This window comes from Nocardia sp. SSK8, assembly GCF_037034205.1.
Taxonomy (GTDB): domain Bacteria; phylum Actinomycetota; class Actinomycetes; order Mycobacteriales; family Mycobacteriaceae; genus Nocardia.
This window is the reverse complement of sequence record NZ_JBAGKD010000002.1, coordinates 499,329-512,896: the sequence shown is the minus strand read 5'-3', so window position 1 is coordinate 512,896 and position 13,568 is coordinate 499,329. Positions and strand designations below refer to the sequence as shown.

14 protein-coding genes are annotated in these 13,568 nt (G+C 69.2%); 10 read left to right on the top strand and 4 right to left on the bottom strand.

What is annotated here, in order from left to right; genetic code table 11:
- Positions 1 to 5: 5 nt before the first annotated feature.
- From WA675_RS05825 to WA675_RS05810, 4 genes are all read left to right on the top strand, one after another.
- A complete protein-coding gene (locus WA675_RS05825) occupies positions 6 to 707 on the top strand; it encodes a dienelactone hydrolase family protein (RefSeq protein WP_336082557.1) in 702 nt (233 codons plus the stop codon).
- Positions 708 to 794: 87 nt separating this feature from the next.
- Positions 795 to 1,592, top strand: coding sequence for a universal stress protein (locus tag WA675_RS05820; protein WP_336082556.1), 798 nt, complete (start codon positions 795 to 797; stop codon positions 1,590 to 1,592).
- A 104-nt stretch (positions 1,593 to 1,696) separates the two neighbouring features.
- Complete coding sequence (locus tag WA675_RS05815; protein ID WP_336082554.1) at positions 1,697 to 3,115, top strand: hypothetical protein; 1,419 nt, start codon at positions 1,697 to 1,699, stop codon at positions 3,113 to 3,115.
- Positions 3,116 to 3,117: 2 nt separating this feature from the next.
- Entirely contained in the window at positions 3,118 to 3,945 is an 828-nt protein-coding gene (locus WA675_RS05810; RefSeq protein ID WP_336082552.1) for an Abi-alpha family protein, read from the top strand.
- Here WA675_RS05810 and WA675_RS05805 read toward each other — a convergent pair whose 3' ends face one another.
- Together WA675_RS05805 and WA675_RS05800 are read right to left on the bottom strand one after the other, a co-directional pair.
- On the bottom strand, positions 3,946 to 4,602 hold the full coding sequence (locus WA675_RS05805; protein ID WP_336082550.1) for an enoyl-CoA hydratase/isomerase family protein: 657 nt from the start codon (positions 4,600 to 4,602) through the stop codon (positions 3,946 to 3,948). It abuts the gene before it with no gap.
- A 10-nt stretch (positions 4,603 to 4,612) separates the two neighbouring features.
- The gene (locus tag WA675_RS05800; protein WP_336082548.1) at positions 4,613 to 5,221 is read right to left on the bottom strand and encodes a TetR/AcrR family transcriptional regulator; all 609 of its coding nucleotides are present in this window, start codon (positions 5,219 to 5,221) and stop codon (positions 4,613 to 4,615) included.
- A 215-nt stretch (positions 5,222 to 5,436) separates the two neighbouring features.
- Between WA675_RS05800 and WA675_RS05795 the strand changes: the two genes are divergently transcribed.
- On the top strand, positions 5,437 to 5,985 hold the full coding sequence (locus tag WA675_RS05795) for a TetR/AcrR family transcriptional regulator (protein WP_336082547.1): 549 nt from the start codon (positions 5,437 to 5,439) through the stop codon (positions 5,983 to 5,985).
- 1 nt (position 5,986) lies between these two features.
- Here the strand turns inward: WA675_RS05795 and WA675_RS05790 are convergent, their stop codons facing one another.
- Positions 5,987 to 7,699: a cation:proton antiporter domain-containing protein gene (locus WA675_RS05790; RefSeq protein WP_336082546.1), complete on the bottom strand. Its 1,713-nt coding sequence runs from the start codon at positions 7,697 to 7,699 to the stop codon at positions 5,987 to 5,989.
- A 46-nt stretch (positions 7,700 to 7,745) separates the two neighbouring features.
- Positions 7,746 to 8,468 (bottom strand): histidine phosphatase family protein, encoded by a 723-nt coding sequence (locus WA675_RS05785; protein WP_336082544.1) that lies wholly within the window; start codon positions 8,466 to 8,468, stop codon positions 7,746 to 7,748.
- 174 nt (positions 8,469 to 8,642) lie between these two features.
- Here WA675_RS05785 and WA675_RS05780 point away from each other — a divergent pair, with 174 nt between their 5' ends.
- From WA675_RS05780 to WA675_RS05760, 5 genes are all read left to right on the top strand, one after another.
- Positions 8,643 to 9,350, top strand: a complete 708-nt coding sequence (locus WA675_RS05780; protein ID WP_336082542.1) for a DsbA family oxidoreductase — start codon at positions 8,643 to 8,645, stop codon at positions 9,348 to 9,350.
- A gap of 89 nt (positions 9,351 to 9,439) precedes the next feature.
- A complete protein-coding gene (locus WA675_RS05775; protein ID WP_336082541.1) occupies positions 9,440 to 10,225 on the top strand; it encodes a DUF1460 domain-containing protein in 786 nt (261 codons plus the stop codon).
- A complete protein-coding gene (locus tag WA675_RS05770) occupies positions 10,222 to 10,659 on the top strand; it encodes a helix-turn-helix transcriptional regulator (protein ID WP_336082539.1) in 438 nt (145 codons plus the stop codon). The genes WA675_RS05775 and WA675_RS05770 overlap by 4 nt, the downstream gene beginning before the upstream one ends.
- A 64-nt stretch (positions 10,660 to 10,723) precedes the next feature.
- Complete coding sequence (locus tag WA675_RS05765; protein ID WP_336082839.1) at positions 10,724 to 11,080, top strand: VOC family protein; 357 nt, start codon at positions 10,724 to 10,726, stop codon at positions 11,078 to 11,080.
- Between the two features lie 54 nt (positions 11,081 to 11,134).
- Positions 11,135 to 13,522 (top strand): excinuclease ABC subunit UvrA, encoded by a 2,388-nt coding sequence (locus WA675_RS05760; RefSeq protein ID WP_336082537.1) that lies wholly within the window; start codon positions 11,135 to 11,137, stop codon positions 13,520 to 13,522.
- Positions 13,523 to 13,568: the final 46 nt, after the last annotated feature.

The window sequence follows — 13,568 nt, the reverse complement described above, 5'->3', positions numbered from 1 at the left end:
AGGAGATGGACACGATCGAGATCGAGACGCCGGCGGGCACGAGGCTCGAAGCACTGGTCGCCCGGCCGGAGGGGGACGGGCCGTGGCCCGGTGTGGTGGTGTTGCACGACGCGCTGGGGATGACCGACGATCTGCGCCGCCAGATCGGGATCGTCACCGCCGCCGGGTATCTGGTGATCGCCCCGAACCTGTACAGCCGGGGGCGGGCGCGCTGTATCCAGCAGGCGTTCCGGGCGATCATCTTCACCGGGACCGGTCCCGCGGTGGCCGAGATCCTGGCCGCGCGTGACCATCTCGCCGACGACCCCGCCTGCACGGGCCGGGTCGGGGTGCTCGGGTTCTGTATGGGTGGCGGTTTCGCGTTGCTGACCGCGCCGCAGGGCTTCCACGCGGCGGCCCCGTTCTACGGCAGCCTCTACGGCGACTACCGGGCACTGCTGGACGGCGCGTGCCCAGTGGTTGCCAGCTACGGTCACCGCGATCCGGCGCTGATCGGCGCCCCGGCGAAGCTGGCGGCGGCGCTGACGGCGGGCGGGGTCGACCACGACATCAAGACCTATCCGCACGTCACCCACGGCTTCGCCAATGTCTTCCCCGGTAATCCGGTGCTGGAGCGGGTCGGGCTCGGCTACGACGCCGAGGCCGCCGACGATGCCTGGCGACGGGTGTTCGCCTTCTTCGACCGGCATCTGCGCGCGGGCGACTGACCGCGCGCGCGGCGATTGCCGGGGGTGTGCCGGATCTATACTGTGGGCCACAGCGCAGCTGACCTGCCGTCGATCGGAGAGCGACACATGGGGTGCTATCGGCGCATCGTGGTGGGAACCAACGGCTCGGAGACCGGGCAGATGGCGGTGACGGTGGCCGGGGAGCTGGCCACCCGGCTCGAGGTCGGGGTGTGTGTGGTCGCGGTGTGGAAGGAGGCCACGCTCAAGGCCGGTACCGACGCGGTCTGGGCCGCGCAGGTCACCGCCGACGCCGCCGCGGCCCTGATCGCCGCCGGGGTGAGCGAGGTGGAGCGGGTCGAACGCGACGGCACCGCGGGCGCGGTCCTGCTCGAGGAGGCCGCCCGCGAGCCCGGCACGCTGCTGGTGGTCGGTGGTGGCGGGCTGGGTAGTTCCAAGGCGCGGCTGCTCGGTTCCACCGCCAATCACGTGTCCCATCACAGTGACACCGATGTGGTGTTCACCCACAAGATCCCGAAACGCTGGACGACGGTGGGGCTGACCACCGACGGTTCGGACAGTTCGCTGACGGCGGTGCTCCGCGGCTGTGAGGTGGCGGCGGCGCTGGGCGCGCGCCCGTTCCTGGTGACCTCGGCCAAGACCGACGAGGACGGCGCGGACACGTTGCTGGCGGTCGAGGGCCGGTTACCGGTCGAGGATCCGGACCTGTTCGGCCGGGACGTGCTGACCGGGGTACCGGCGGCGGAGGCGATCTGCAACGCGGCCTGGAAATACGATCTGGTCGTGATCGGTAACCGGGGGATGAGCGGTCCGGCGCGGTTGCTGGGGTCGGTGGCGAACAAGGTCACCCACGATATCGACACCAATCTGCTGCTGGTGAACACCACCCACGCGGTCGCGAGTTAGCCCCGCTTTAGCCGGTAACCGGACAACTTGCCCGTTCCGGCCTGATCGGTCACTTATGATGGCCTGCACGCGCGTTGTTCGGAACACGACGGAGTGGACGCCGGATGAATGCTGGGATCGAAGCGGCGGGGTTCTTCGGCCGGCTGGACTGGGAGCAGACGACCGGGCTGTCGAAGTTCTGGGTCGACATGATCAGTATCCCGATCTTCAGCGCGATGGCCGGTCTGATCACCAACTGGACCGGGGTGATCATGTTGTTCGCGCCGGTGCGGTTCACCGGGTTCTATGTGCCGGGGCTCAAGACACTGTTCCCGCTGCTGCCGCGCAAGGTACAGATCCTGCCGACCTTCGCGCCCGGCGGCATTCTCGGGTTCCAGGGCTTCATTCCGGCGCGGGCGGAGAAGATGGCCAGCCTGATGGTCGACAATGCCGTCGCCAAGATCGGCACCGCCAAGGACTTCTTCGATCAGATGGATCCGCGCAAGATCTCCGCGCAGGTGGCGCGGGTGGCGTTGCCGAATGTGCGGTCGATGGTGGATCAGATCATGGTCACCGAGCATCCGAAACTGTGGGCCGATATGCCGCCGCGGGCCCGCGAGGCGGTGTACACGCGGGTGGAGGCCGAACTGCCCGCTATCACCGACCGCGCCTTCGATTTCATCGGCGCCAATATCGATCAGCTGCTGGATGTGAAGCTGATGGTGGTCGGGTATCTGCGGCGGCGCCCGGAACTGCTCAAGGACGTGATCTATGGGCTCGGTGCCCCGGAGTTGCGGTTCATGACCCGCAGCGGGGTGCTGGGGTTTCCGTTCGGGGTGGTGGTGGCGTTGTGGTTGTCGCTGCTGCACTACAGCACTCCGCACGGGGACACTCCGGCGCTGATCTCGCTGCCGGGCTGGCTGTCGGGCATCCTGCATTTCCTGCCCGCCTGGATGTGGGTGCTGGTGGGCGCGTCGGCGGTGGGCGTGCTGGTCAACATCATCGCCATCAAGGTGGTGTTCGAACCGGCGGTGCCGCAGCCGCGCTACAAGTATCCGTGGCGGGTCGCGAAATTCGCCAAACGGCAGCATCAGGCGGCCGCCGATCTGGGGCACGCCATCGGGTATCAGATCGTCACCCTGGATGTGGTCACCGAGCAGCTGCTCGAAGGTCCCAGCGGCGACAAGACCCGCGCGGTGATCGCGCACTTCCTCAAGGCCGAGATCGACCGGGTGCTGGGCCCGTTGCGGTCGGTGACGCGACTGGCGGTGGGGCCCAAGCAGTTCGACGCCATCCAGGCCACCGCGGGGGCGAACCTGGCCACCGAGATGAAGCCGTGGCTGGTCGAGGACGTCGAGTTCTCCCAGACCACCGCGGCCAGTGTGGACCGGCTGGCGACGGAGAAACTGCGGGAGCTGCCGCCGGAGGAGTTCGTCGAAATGCTCTACACCGCCATCGAACAGGACGCCTGGCTGCTGTACGCGCACGGCGGCGCGCTCGGGGTGGCGGTGGGCGCGCTGCATCTGCTGGTCTTCGGAGTGTGATCATGGACGACAACCTGCCCGACAAGCCCCAGGAACCGATCCCGACCGATCTGGTCGGGCTGACGCGGCTGGCCGGACTGTCGGTGCGCCACATCGTCGGCGCGCTCACCACCGGCGCCCTGCACTCGGCGCTGGATCTGGCCGAGGACATCCGTGCCGGGGAACCGATGTCGCAGATCATCGACGAACGCGTGGAGTTGCTGCGCCGCGCGGCCTTGAGCGCGCTCGGGCTGACCAGCACGGCCACCGGGATCTACGGCCCGCCCGAACCGGTCGCCGAGGATCTCAAGGCGATGGGGGACGCGATGATCACCGAGGGCTGGGATTCCGCGCAGCAGCCCCGCGATCTGCATCCCTCGTTCGTGCCGATCCTGCACGACCTGACCCCCGACGAGGCGCGGATTCTGCGGTTCCTGGCGGTGGCGGGCCCGCAACCGGCCATCGATATCCGGACCAAGGCGCCGTTCGGGATCGGTTCGCAGCGCCTGGCCGACGGCATCACCATGATCGCCTATATGGCCGGGTGCGCGATTCCCGAACGCGACCACCACTATCTGGGCAATCTGAGCAGGCTGGGGCTGGTGCGGTTCTCCACCGAGCCGGTCGCCGATTTCCGCCGCTACGCCTTCCTGGAGGCGCAACCGGCCGCCCAGGCCGCCTACAAGTCGGTGAAGATGCGCGCGATCAGCTCCTATCGCAGCATCTATTTGTCGGTGTTCGGCAAACAGTTCTGTGAGGCGTGTTTCGTGCTCGACGACTACACCGGGGGCGGTTGGGCAGGCGATGATCGCGGCGACATCTACCTGGGCAAGGGCCCCCGGCTGCCGTGATCAGTCCTTGCCGCGCAACGCGTCGAGCACCTCGGCGTACATCACCGACTTGATCGCGGTCATCGTCGGCTGGTCCTTGACACCGATCGGGGTGAGCAGTGCCAGGGCGGTGTCGAGGACCTCGGTCTCGGGGGCGGTGGCGTCGACCAGGTCCACGGTCAGGGCGGCGCCCGCGTCGAAGCGGCGGCCGGTGGTCATGGCGGCCACGGCGGTCTTGGGCGGCACCTTGGCCTGGATGAGCGCGGCCATGCCGTTGGTGAACGGGATGCGGATATCGGCTTCGGGGAAGCAGAAATAGCCGCGTTCGGTGCGCATCACGCGGTAGTCGTGGGCGATGGCGAGCATGGCGCCCGCTCCGAAGGCGTGGCCGTTGAGCGCGGCCGCGGTCGGCATGGGCAGGGTCAGGACGCGGCCGAACAGGGCGTGCACGGCTTCGACGTATTCGGTGGCGCGGTCACCGTTGGCCGAGAGCCAGTCCAGGTCCAGGCCGTTGGAGTAGAACTTGCCGGTCGCGGTGGTGACCAGGGCCGCGGCGCCCGCGGCGACGGCGGTGTCGAGGTGGGTGTGGACCTCGGTGATGAAGTCGGGGGAGAAGCGGTTCTCGCCGTCGCCGAGGTCGAGCACGGCGATCGTGTCGTGGTGACGCAGAGTGGGCATGGGGTTCCTTTCAGCGGGGGCCGAGTTCGAGCACGGCACGGACAGCGGCGCGCAGGTGTTTGCGGGCCAGGGGATCGGTGAGCCGGTCGCGGCGCAGCAGCAGCGCGGTGGGCAGGTCGACCAGGCAGGTGGTGACGGTGGCGACGCCGCGCCGGTCGGCGCGGCCCCACAGGGCGCGCGCGAGCCGGGTCAGGACCGACAGCAGCGCGGTGTCGGTGGCGGCGATCTGCGCGGCCAGCTCCGGGGGGAGTTCGCCGTCGAGCAGTTCGGCGCGGTCGACCACCAGCAGCAGACGCGCGGAATCGGGGTGGTGTTCGGCCAGCCGGGCCGGGGTCTCGGCGGCCTCGATGACCGCGGCGATGCGGGTCTCGGGGTCGGTGGCGGCCAGGGCGGTGGTGACGGCGGCCGATTGCAGGTCCAGGAAGCGGTGCGCGGCGCGTAACCAGGTGCGTGCCAGCACATCCCGGCGGGAACCGAAGCTGTGGTAGAGCGCGCCGTTGGACATGCCGGTGGCGGCGGCGACCGCGCGCACGGTCACCGCGGCCGGTCCGGAACGGGCCGCGAGGGTTTCGGCGGCGTCCAGGACGGTCTGCGGGTCGTGGGTGCGCGGTCTCGGCATGAACAAAAGTTTACAGAGCATCTGCTCTGTTATTCCATCCGGATCCACTTCGCACCGCTGTGTGCACGGATTATGTTCGCGCGCTTGCTATTTCGTAGCTCGCTCGGCCGTGGGGCCCACAGAATAGACTTCGTTACGTTCGCGCGAGGCCACGTGACGATGCGGTACTGTTCGCATTCTTCAGCCCTGCCCGCAACGAACAGAACGGCATCGCGATGTCCCGAGTGGTCACCAAGGAGCAGTACTTCGACACCGCCGTGGCGGTGCTCGCCGAGTTCGGCTTCAAAGGACTCAACATCGGTGTGCTGTGCCGTCGCCTCGGGGTCACCAGCGGCTCGTTCTACCACCACTTCGGTTCCTGGCAGGGCTTCGTCGACACCCTGCTCGAGCACTGGGAGAACCGGCAGATGGTCGAGCTACGCACCCTCGATGTCGGCCAGGGCGATCCCGACGCCGACGTGCGCGCCATGTCGGCACTGGCGGGCGGACTCGAACACGGCGCCGAGGCGGCACTGCGCGCCTGGGCCGCCAACGACGAGTCGGTGCACGTCACCGTCAAACGGGTCGACGAATCGCGGCGCCGCACCGTCTTCCGCGTCATCGACGGTGTCGTCGGGGACCCGGCGACCGCGACCGTGGTCACCGAGGTCGGTATGGCGATGCTGATCGGCTACCAGCAGCTGGCCGCCACCGGCGAGCCGACCGCCCTCGACGACCTGCTCGCCGAGTACGCGCGCCTGATCTACTCGCACCGTCCGGCCTGAGTCAGCCCAGCAGCTCGTCGACGTAGCACCAGCGCCAGACCTCGCCCGGTTCGACGCTGCGCATCACCGGATGCTCGCTGGCCCGGTAGTGGGCACTGGCGTGATTCCCGGGTGAGGACTCGCAGCAGCCGATATTGCCGCAGGCCGTGCACAGGCGCAGATGCACCCAGGTCAGTCCCGCCGCGACACATTCCGCGCAGACCAGCTCCCCGTCCGGTTCCCGCAGCAGCGGCGCCTGTTCCAGATGCGCGCACCCGGCCGCGCCCGGCATGCCCAGCGGTTCGGCGCGCTGGTCGTCGTCGGCCTCGTCGAACCGGTCGATCATCGATTCCTCGAGATCCAGGCGGCCCAGCCGTTCCCAGGCGGCGTTGGTGCGCCAGATCAGGCGCTGGCGCAGCGACTCCACCACCGGGGCGGGTGTGTCGGGGCCGACGCGGCGGTCGAGTTCGGCCAGGCCAGCGGTCGCGGCCTGTTGCAGCAGTTCGGCTTTGACCAGCGCGTCCTCGGCGCGGGTGGGTCCGCGCAGTTTCAGCAGCCGTACCAGCCACGGCAGCGAGGTGCCCTGCACCAGCAGGGTGCCGCCGACCACCACCAGCGCCAGCAGTTTCAGGACCGGCAGCTGCGGGGTGGAAGCCGGTAGCAGCAGCACCGCCGCCAGGGTCACCACGCCGCGCATACCCGCCCACGACACCACCGCGGCATGACTCAACGGCTCGGTGTCGCGTCCGACCAGCCGCGCCACCAGCACCGGCGTGCACACCCACACCGGCCGGGCCAGCATCACCGCGGCCAGCACCGCCACCGCCGTGATGATCAGGAGGTGCCGGTCCAGGCCGCTGTGCCAGGCCTCCTCGACGATCCAGCGCACCTGCAGCCCGATGATCAGGAACACCGTGCTCTCCAGAATGAACTGCACGGTGCGCCAATTGGTGGTCTCGGCCACCCGCGAGGCCGCGCCCTGCCAGCGCTGGGCGCCGTGGCCCAGGATCATCCCGCAGGTCACCACGGCGATCACGCCGGAGGCGTGGAAGTGTTCGGCGGGCAGGTAGGCCACGAACGGGGCCAGCAGCGAGGCGGAGGTGTCGAGCACCGGGTCGTGGATGCGCCTGCGCACCACCACCAGCAGTGCCGCGACCGCCGCGCCCACGACCGCGCCGCCGACCGCGGCGAGCAGGAAATCGCCGCCGATCTGCCACACCGTCACCACCCCGGCCATGGCGGCGATGGCGCTGCGCAGCGCGACCAGCGCGGTGGCGTCGTTGAACAGCGACTCGTCCTCGAGCACCGTGACGATGCTGCGCGGCATCCCGGTGCGGCGCGCGATCGCGGTGGCGGCCACCGCATCCGGCGGCGCGACCACCGCGCCCAGCGCGACCGCCGCGGCGAAGGGCACCGGCAGCAGCAGCCACACCACCAGCGCCACCACGAACGTGCTGAACAGCACCAGTCCCACCGAGAGGTAGGCGATGCCGCGCACGTTGTCCTTGAAATCGACCAGGGAGGTGCGCAGCGCGGCGGTGTAGAGCAGCGGCGGCAGCAACCCGAGCAGCACCACCTCCGGTTCCAGGTGCACCACCGGCACCATCGGCAGGTAGGAGGCCGCGACCCCGGCCAGGGTCAGCACCAAGGGTTCGGACACCCCGAAGCGGCGGGCCAGCGCTGCCAGCGCGGTCGCTGAACCGATCAGAACCACCAACCCGATCGCGATATCCACCCGGGCATTCTCGCACCCGGCGACCGCGCGGTCCGGGGACGGCGGATCAGCCGGTCTGTTCGGTCTCGGCGAGGTGTTCGACCGCGCCCCACACCCGCAGCGCCAGGCGCGGTCCCTCGCGACGCCATTGCGAGACCGACGCGTTGGGGACCGGTTCGAGCTGGTAGGGGACCGGGGCGCCGAGTCCGTCGAGGACGTAGCGCAGCGCGAGGACCACCGCGTCGTGGGTGATCAGCAGGACCTGTTCGCCAGGGGCGACGGTGTCGAGTTCGTCGAGGAAGCCGCGCACGCGCAGGGCGACGTCGGCCAGTGATTCCCCGCCGGGTGGCCGGTAGACCCAGTTGCCGACCTGTTCGCGCCGGGCGGCTTCCTCGGGGGAGCGGCGGCGGATGGCGCGGTAGGGGTGCAGTTCGAAGATGCCCATCTCGCGGTCGCGCAGGCGTTCGTCGACCAGGGTGCGGATCGGGCGCAGGTGCCGGTTGCGGGTGACGGCGGCCTCGGCCATGAGCGCCCAGGTGAGCCGGGTGCGCAGGTAGGGGGAGCAGACGACCAGGGTGGGGCGCTGGATCGAGGCCAGTCCGGCCAGCCAGTCGCCCAGGCAGCCCGCCTGCCATTCGCCGTAGCCGGTCAGTTCCACGGTGGCGTCGGTGCCGCGCATGGGGCGGGTTTCGGTGGCCGGGTCGGCGAACCAGGCGTTGGCGCGGCTCTGGGCGTGGCGGATCGCCCACAGTCCGGCGAGGGCGCGTGGCGCGATCAGTCCTTCGGGCATCTGTACCCACCCCCGGCGGCGGTCGACGGTCATCGGTTGTCCTCGCTGCTGTCCTGTCGTGCCCGGACGCGCTGGGAATACCGGCGTCGTCGCCGATGTTTCACCCACTATTTGAACGCTTGTCCAGATGTGTTCGGCGGACCCCGCCGACCGACATGCCGTCAGGAGGCCCGCTTGACCACCAGAGTAGAGATCTGGACCGACATCAACTGCCCGTTCTGCTACCTGGGCAAAGCCCGCTTCGAACAGGCCCTGTCCGGTTTCGAGCACCGCGACGACATCGAGGTCGTGCATCGCTCCTTCGAACTCGACCCCGCCCTGCCCGCCACGGAATCCGGCCCGGTCATCCCGCACATCGCCGCCAAGTACGGCATCGACGTCGAGCAGGCCGCCGCCAACGAACGCGCCATCGGCGCCCAGGCCCACGCCCTCGGCCTGCCCTACCGCACCAGCGGCCGCGACTACGGCAACAGCTTCGACATGCACCGCCTGCTGCACTTCGCCCTCGACCAGGGCCGCCAGGACGCGCTGCTCGACGCCCTCTACGCCGCCAACTTCGCCGAGGAGGCACCCGCGTTCGCCGACACCGAACGCCTCGTCGCCGTCGCGACCGGCGCCGGATTCGACGAGACCGCCGTGCGCGCGGTCCTGGCCGACCCGCACGCCTACGCCGAGGCGGTACGCCAGGACGAACGCGAAGCCGCCCAGCTCGGCGCGACCGGCGTGCCGTTCTTCGTCTTCGACGGCAAATACGCGGTGTCGGGCGCCCAGCCCACCGAGGTGTTCACCCAGGCGCTGACCACGGCCTGGAACGACCGTCCCGCCCCGGTCGTGCTCGCCGCCGACGACACCACCTGCGGACCCGACGGCTGCGCGGTCTGACCCAGGCGTGTGATCGGCGGGCGCGGCCGCGGTCGTCGGATACGGTGGAGCACGCTCGCACCGATCGACCGTGGCCCGCTGGAGGCGTCTTGCGCAACATCGTCCGGATCCTGCTCGTGCTGGCCGCCCTGCTGTGCGCCGCCGCGCCCGCGCTGGCCACGCCCCCGGTCGACGACACCACCGCCCGCAAGATCGACGAATTGCTGGCCGTGCGCGCCGAGTCCGGTGCGCTGAGCAGGCCGGAGTTGCTGGCCCGGCTCTCCGAACGCCTGCTGGGCACCCCCTACGGGGCGAACATGCTGATCGGCTCGGCCACCGAGCCCGAACAGCTCGTCGTCGACCTGCGCCGGGTGGACTGCTTCACCTTCCTCGACTACGTCGAAGCCGCCTCCCGCTCGGCCGACCGCGACCAGTTCACCACCAACCTCATCGCCACCCGCTATGTCGACAGCCGCGTCGACTTCGCCCAGCGCAAGCACTTCTTCACCGACTGGGCCGCCACCGCCGCGCCGTTGGCCACCGATATCACCGCGAGCCTGAGCCCGGCCGCGGTGACCGTCACCAAGCACCTCAACGCCAAGGCCGACGGCACCACCTACCTGCCCGGCCTGCCGGTGGTCGATCGCGCCGTCACCCACCTTCCCGCCGTGGCCGTCGACCGGGATGTCGTGGCGGGGCTGCGCACCGGCGATTTCCTCGGCGCCTACACCCCCGAGGCCGGACTCGACGTCACCCATGTCGGGATCGTCGTGCAGACCGCGAACGGGCCGATGTTCCGCAACGCGTCCTCGCTGGCCGAATACCAGGTCGTCGACACGCCGTTGACCGACTATGTGCGCAGCGTCCCTGGCATCGTGGTCCTGCGCCCGCTATGAGCCCCGCCGAGCGCGCCCCCTACCTGCGTGAACTCGCCTCGCTGCGGCGCGTGCGCGACCGCATCGACCGCGAATACGCCCAGCCGCTCGATGTCGAAGCGCTCGCGCGCGGGGTGCATATGTCGGCCGGGCACCTGAGCAGACGGTTCCGCGCCGCCTACGGCGAATCGCCCTACTCGTATCTGATGACCCGCCGCATCGAACGGGCGATGGCGCTGCTGCGGCGCGGTGATCTGAGTGTCACCGAGGTGTGTTTCGAGGTCGGATCGTCGTCGCTGGGCACCTTCAGTACCCGGTTCACCGAACTGGTCGGCGTGCCGCCCAGCGTCTACCAGCAGCAGGCCGCGGCCACCGAGGGGATGCCGTCGTGCGTGGTCAAGAAGGTGACCAGACCGATCAGGAATCGAGAAGCACCCGCATCGACCGATCATTAGCGTGGTCGCCATGACCATCACCATTCACCAGAGCTACCTGCCCCACGACGACGCCTAGGCCGCCCTGGCCTTCTACCGCGACAAGCTCGGCTTCGAGGTCCGCAACGATGTCGGCTACAACGGCCTGCGCTGGATCACCGTCGGCCCGGCCGGTCAGCCCGACACCTCGATCGTGCTGACCCCGCCCGCCGCCGATCCCGGCATCACCGACGAGGAGCGCCGGGTGATCGCCGAGATGATGGCCAAGGGCACCTATGCCGGGGTCAACCTGGCCACCGAGGACCTCGACGGGTTGTTCGCCACGCTGCAAGCCGGTGATATCGAGGTCGTGCAGGAACCCACCGACCAACCGTACGGTATCCGCGACTGTGCCTTTCGTGACCCGGCGGGCAACCTGATCCGCATCCAGCAGCTCGGATAGGTCGGACCCCGTCGATACGATCGAGCAGCGACGCCGACCACCCCGAGGAGACCCATGAGCACGGCCACCGAGCAGCGCACGACGCCCACCGTGGAACCCGCCGACAGTCACGACCTGATCCGTGTGCACGGCGCCCGCGTGAACAATCTGCGCGACATCAGCGTCGAGATTCCCAAGCGCAGGCTCACCGTGTTCACCGGCGTGTCCGGCTCCGGCAAGAGCTCGCTGGTGTTCGGCACCATCGCGGCGGAGTCGCAGCGGCTGATCAACGAGACCTACAGCGCGTTCGTGCAGGGCTTCATGCCCAGCCAGTCCCGGCCCGACGTGGATGTCCTCGACGGGCTCACCACCGCGATCCTGGTCGACCAGTCCCGGCTGGGTGCCGACCCGCGCTCCACCGTCGGCACCGTCACCGACGCCAACGCCATGCTGCGCATCCTGTTCAGCCGCCTCGGCGACCCACACATCGGCTCCTCGCAGGCCTTCTCCTTCAATGTCGCCTCCATCAGCGGTTCCGGCGCGGTCGCGGTGGAGAAGCACGGGGTCACCGTGAAGGAACGGCGCAGCTTCTCCATCACCGGCGGCATGTGTCCCACCTGTGAGGGCAAGGGCACCGTCAACGACATCGATCTCACCCAGCTCTACGACGAGAACAAGTCCCTCGACGAGGGCCCGTTCACCATCCCCGGCTACAGCATGGACGGCTGGATGGGCCGCATCTACAAGGGCAGCGGCTTCTTCGACCCGGCCAAACCGATCAAGAAATACACCAAGAAGCAGCTGGCCGATCTGCTCTACAAGGAACCGACCAAGATCAAGGTCGAAGGGATCAACCTCACCTACGAGGGCCTGATCCCCAAGATCCGTAAATCCATGCTGTCCAAGGACGTCGAGGCGCTGCAGCCGCACGTGCGTGCCTTCGTCGAACGCGCGGTCACCTTCGGCACCTGCCCCGACTGCGGCGGCACCCGTCTCAGCGCCGAAGCGCGCTCGTCGAAGATCGACGGCATCAGCATCGCCGACGCCTGCGCCATGCAGATCACCGATCTGGCCGAATGGGTCAAGGGCGTGGAGGATCCCTCGGTCGCGCCGCTGCTGGAATCGCTGCGCCAGACCCTGGATTCGTTCGTCGAGATCGGCCTCGGCTATCTGTCGCTGTCGCGTCCCTCGGGCACCCTGTCCGGTGGTGAGGCCCAGCGCGTCAAGATGATCCGCCACCTGGGTTCCTCGCTCACCGATGTCACCTACGTCTTCGACGAACCCACCGCCGGTCTGCACCCGCACGACATCCAGCGCATGAACGATCTCCTGCTGCGGTTGCGCGACAAGGGCAACACCGTCCTGGTCGTGGAACACAAGCCCGAGACCATCGTGATCGCCGACCACATCGTCGATCTCGGGCCCGCGGCCGGGTCCAAGGGCGGCACCATCTGCTTCGAAGGCACCGTCGACGGGTTGCGGGCCAGCGACACCGTCACCGGCCGCCACTTCGACGACCGGGCCGCGGTCAAGGACTCGGTGCGCGCCTCGACGGGTGCCCTGCGGGTGCGTGGCGCCACCGCCAACAACCTGCGCGAGGTCGACGTCGACATCCCGCTCGGGGTACTCGTCGCCATCACCGGCGTCGCCGGTTCGGGCAAGAGCTCGCTGGTGCACGGTTCCATCCCGGTCGACGAGGGCGTCATCTCCATCGACCAGGCGCCCATCAAGGGGTCGCGGCGCAGCAACCCGGCGACCTACACCGGCCTGCTCGACCACATCCGCAAGGCCTTCGCCAAGGCCACCGGCGCCAAACCCGCCCTGTTCAGCGCCAATTCCGAAGGCGCCTGCCCCAATTGCAACGGCGCGGGCGTGGTCTACACCGACCTGGCGATGATGGCCGGGGTCTCGACGGTGTGTGAGGTGTGTGAGGGCAAGCGTTTCCAGGCCGAGGTGCTCGAGCTGACCTTCGCGGGCAAGAACATCAGCGAGGTGCTGGCCATGCCGGTCGACGAGGCCCGCGAGTTCTTCGGCGCGGGGGAGGCGCGCACGCCGGCCGCGCACAAGATCCTCACCCATCTCACCGAGGTCGGCCTGGGCTATCTGACCATCGGCCAGCCGCTGACCACGCTGTCCGGCGGTGAACGTCAGCGGCTCAAGCTGGCCACCCACATGTCCGACAAGGGCGGGGTCTACATTCTCGACGAGCCGACCACCGGCCTGCACCTGGCCGATGTGGAACAGCTGCTCGGGTTGCTGGACCGGCTCGTGGACGCGGGCAAGTCCGTCATCGTGGTCGAACACCATCAGGCCGTGATGGCCCACGCCGACTGGATCATCGACCTGGGTCCCGGCGCGGGTCACGACGGCGGCAGCATCGTCTTCGAAGGCACCCCCGCCGACCTGGTCGCGGCCCGCTCCACCCTCACCGGCGAACACCTCGCCGACTACGTGGGCGCCTGAACCGCCAGCGGGTGTCCTGTCCCGGGCCGGGGGAGCGGACACCCGC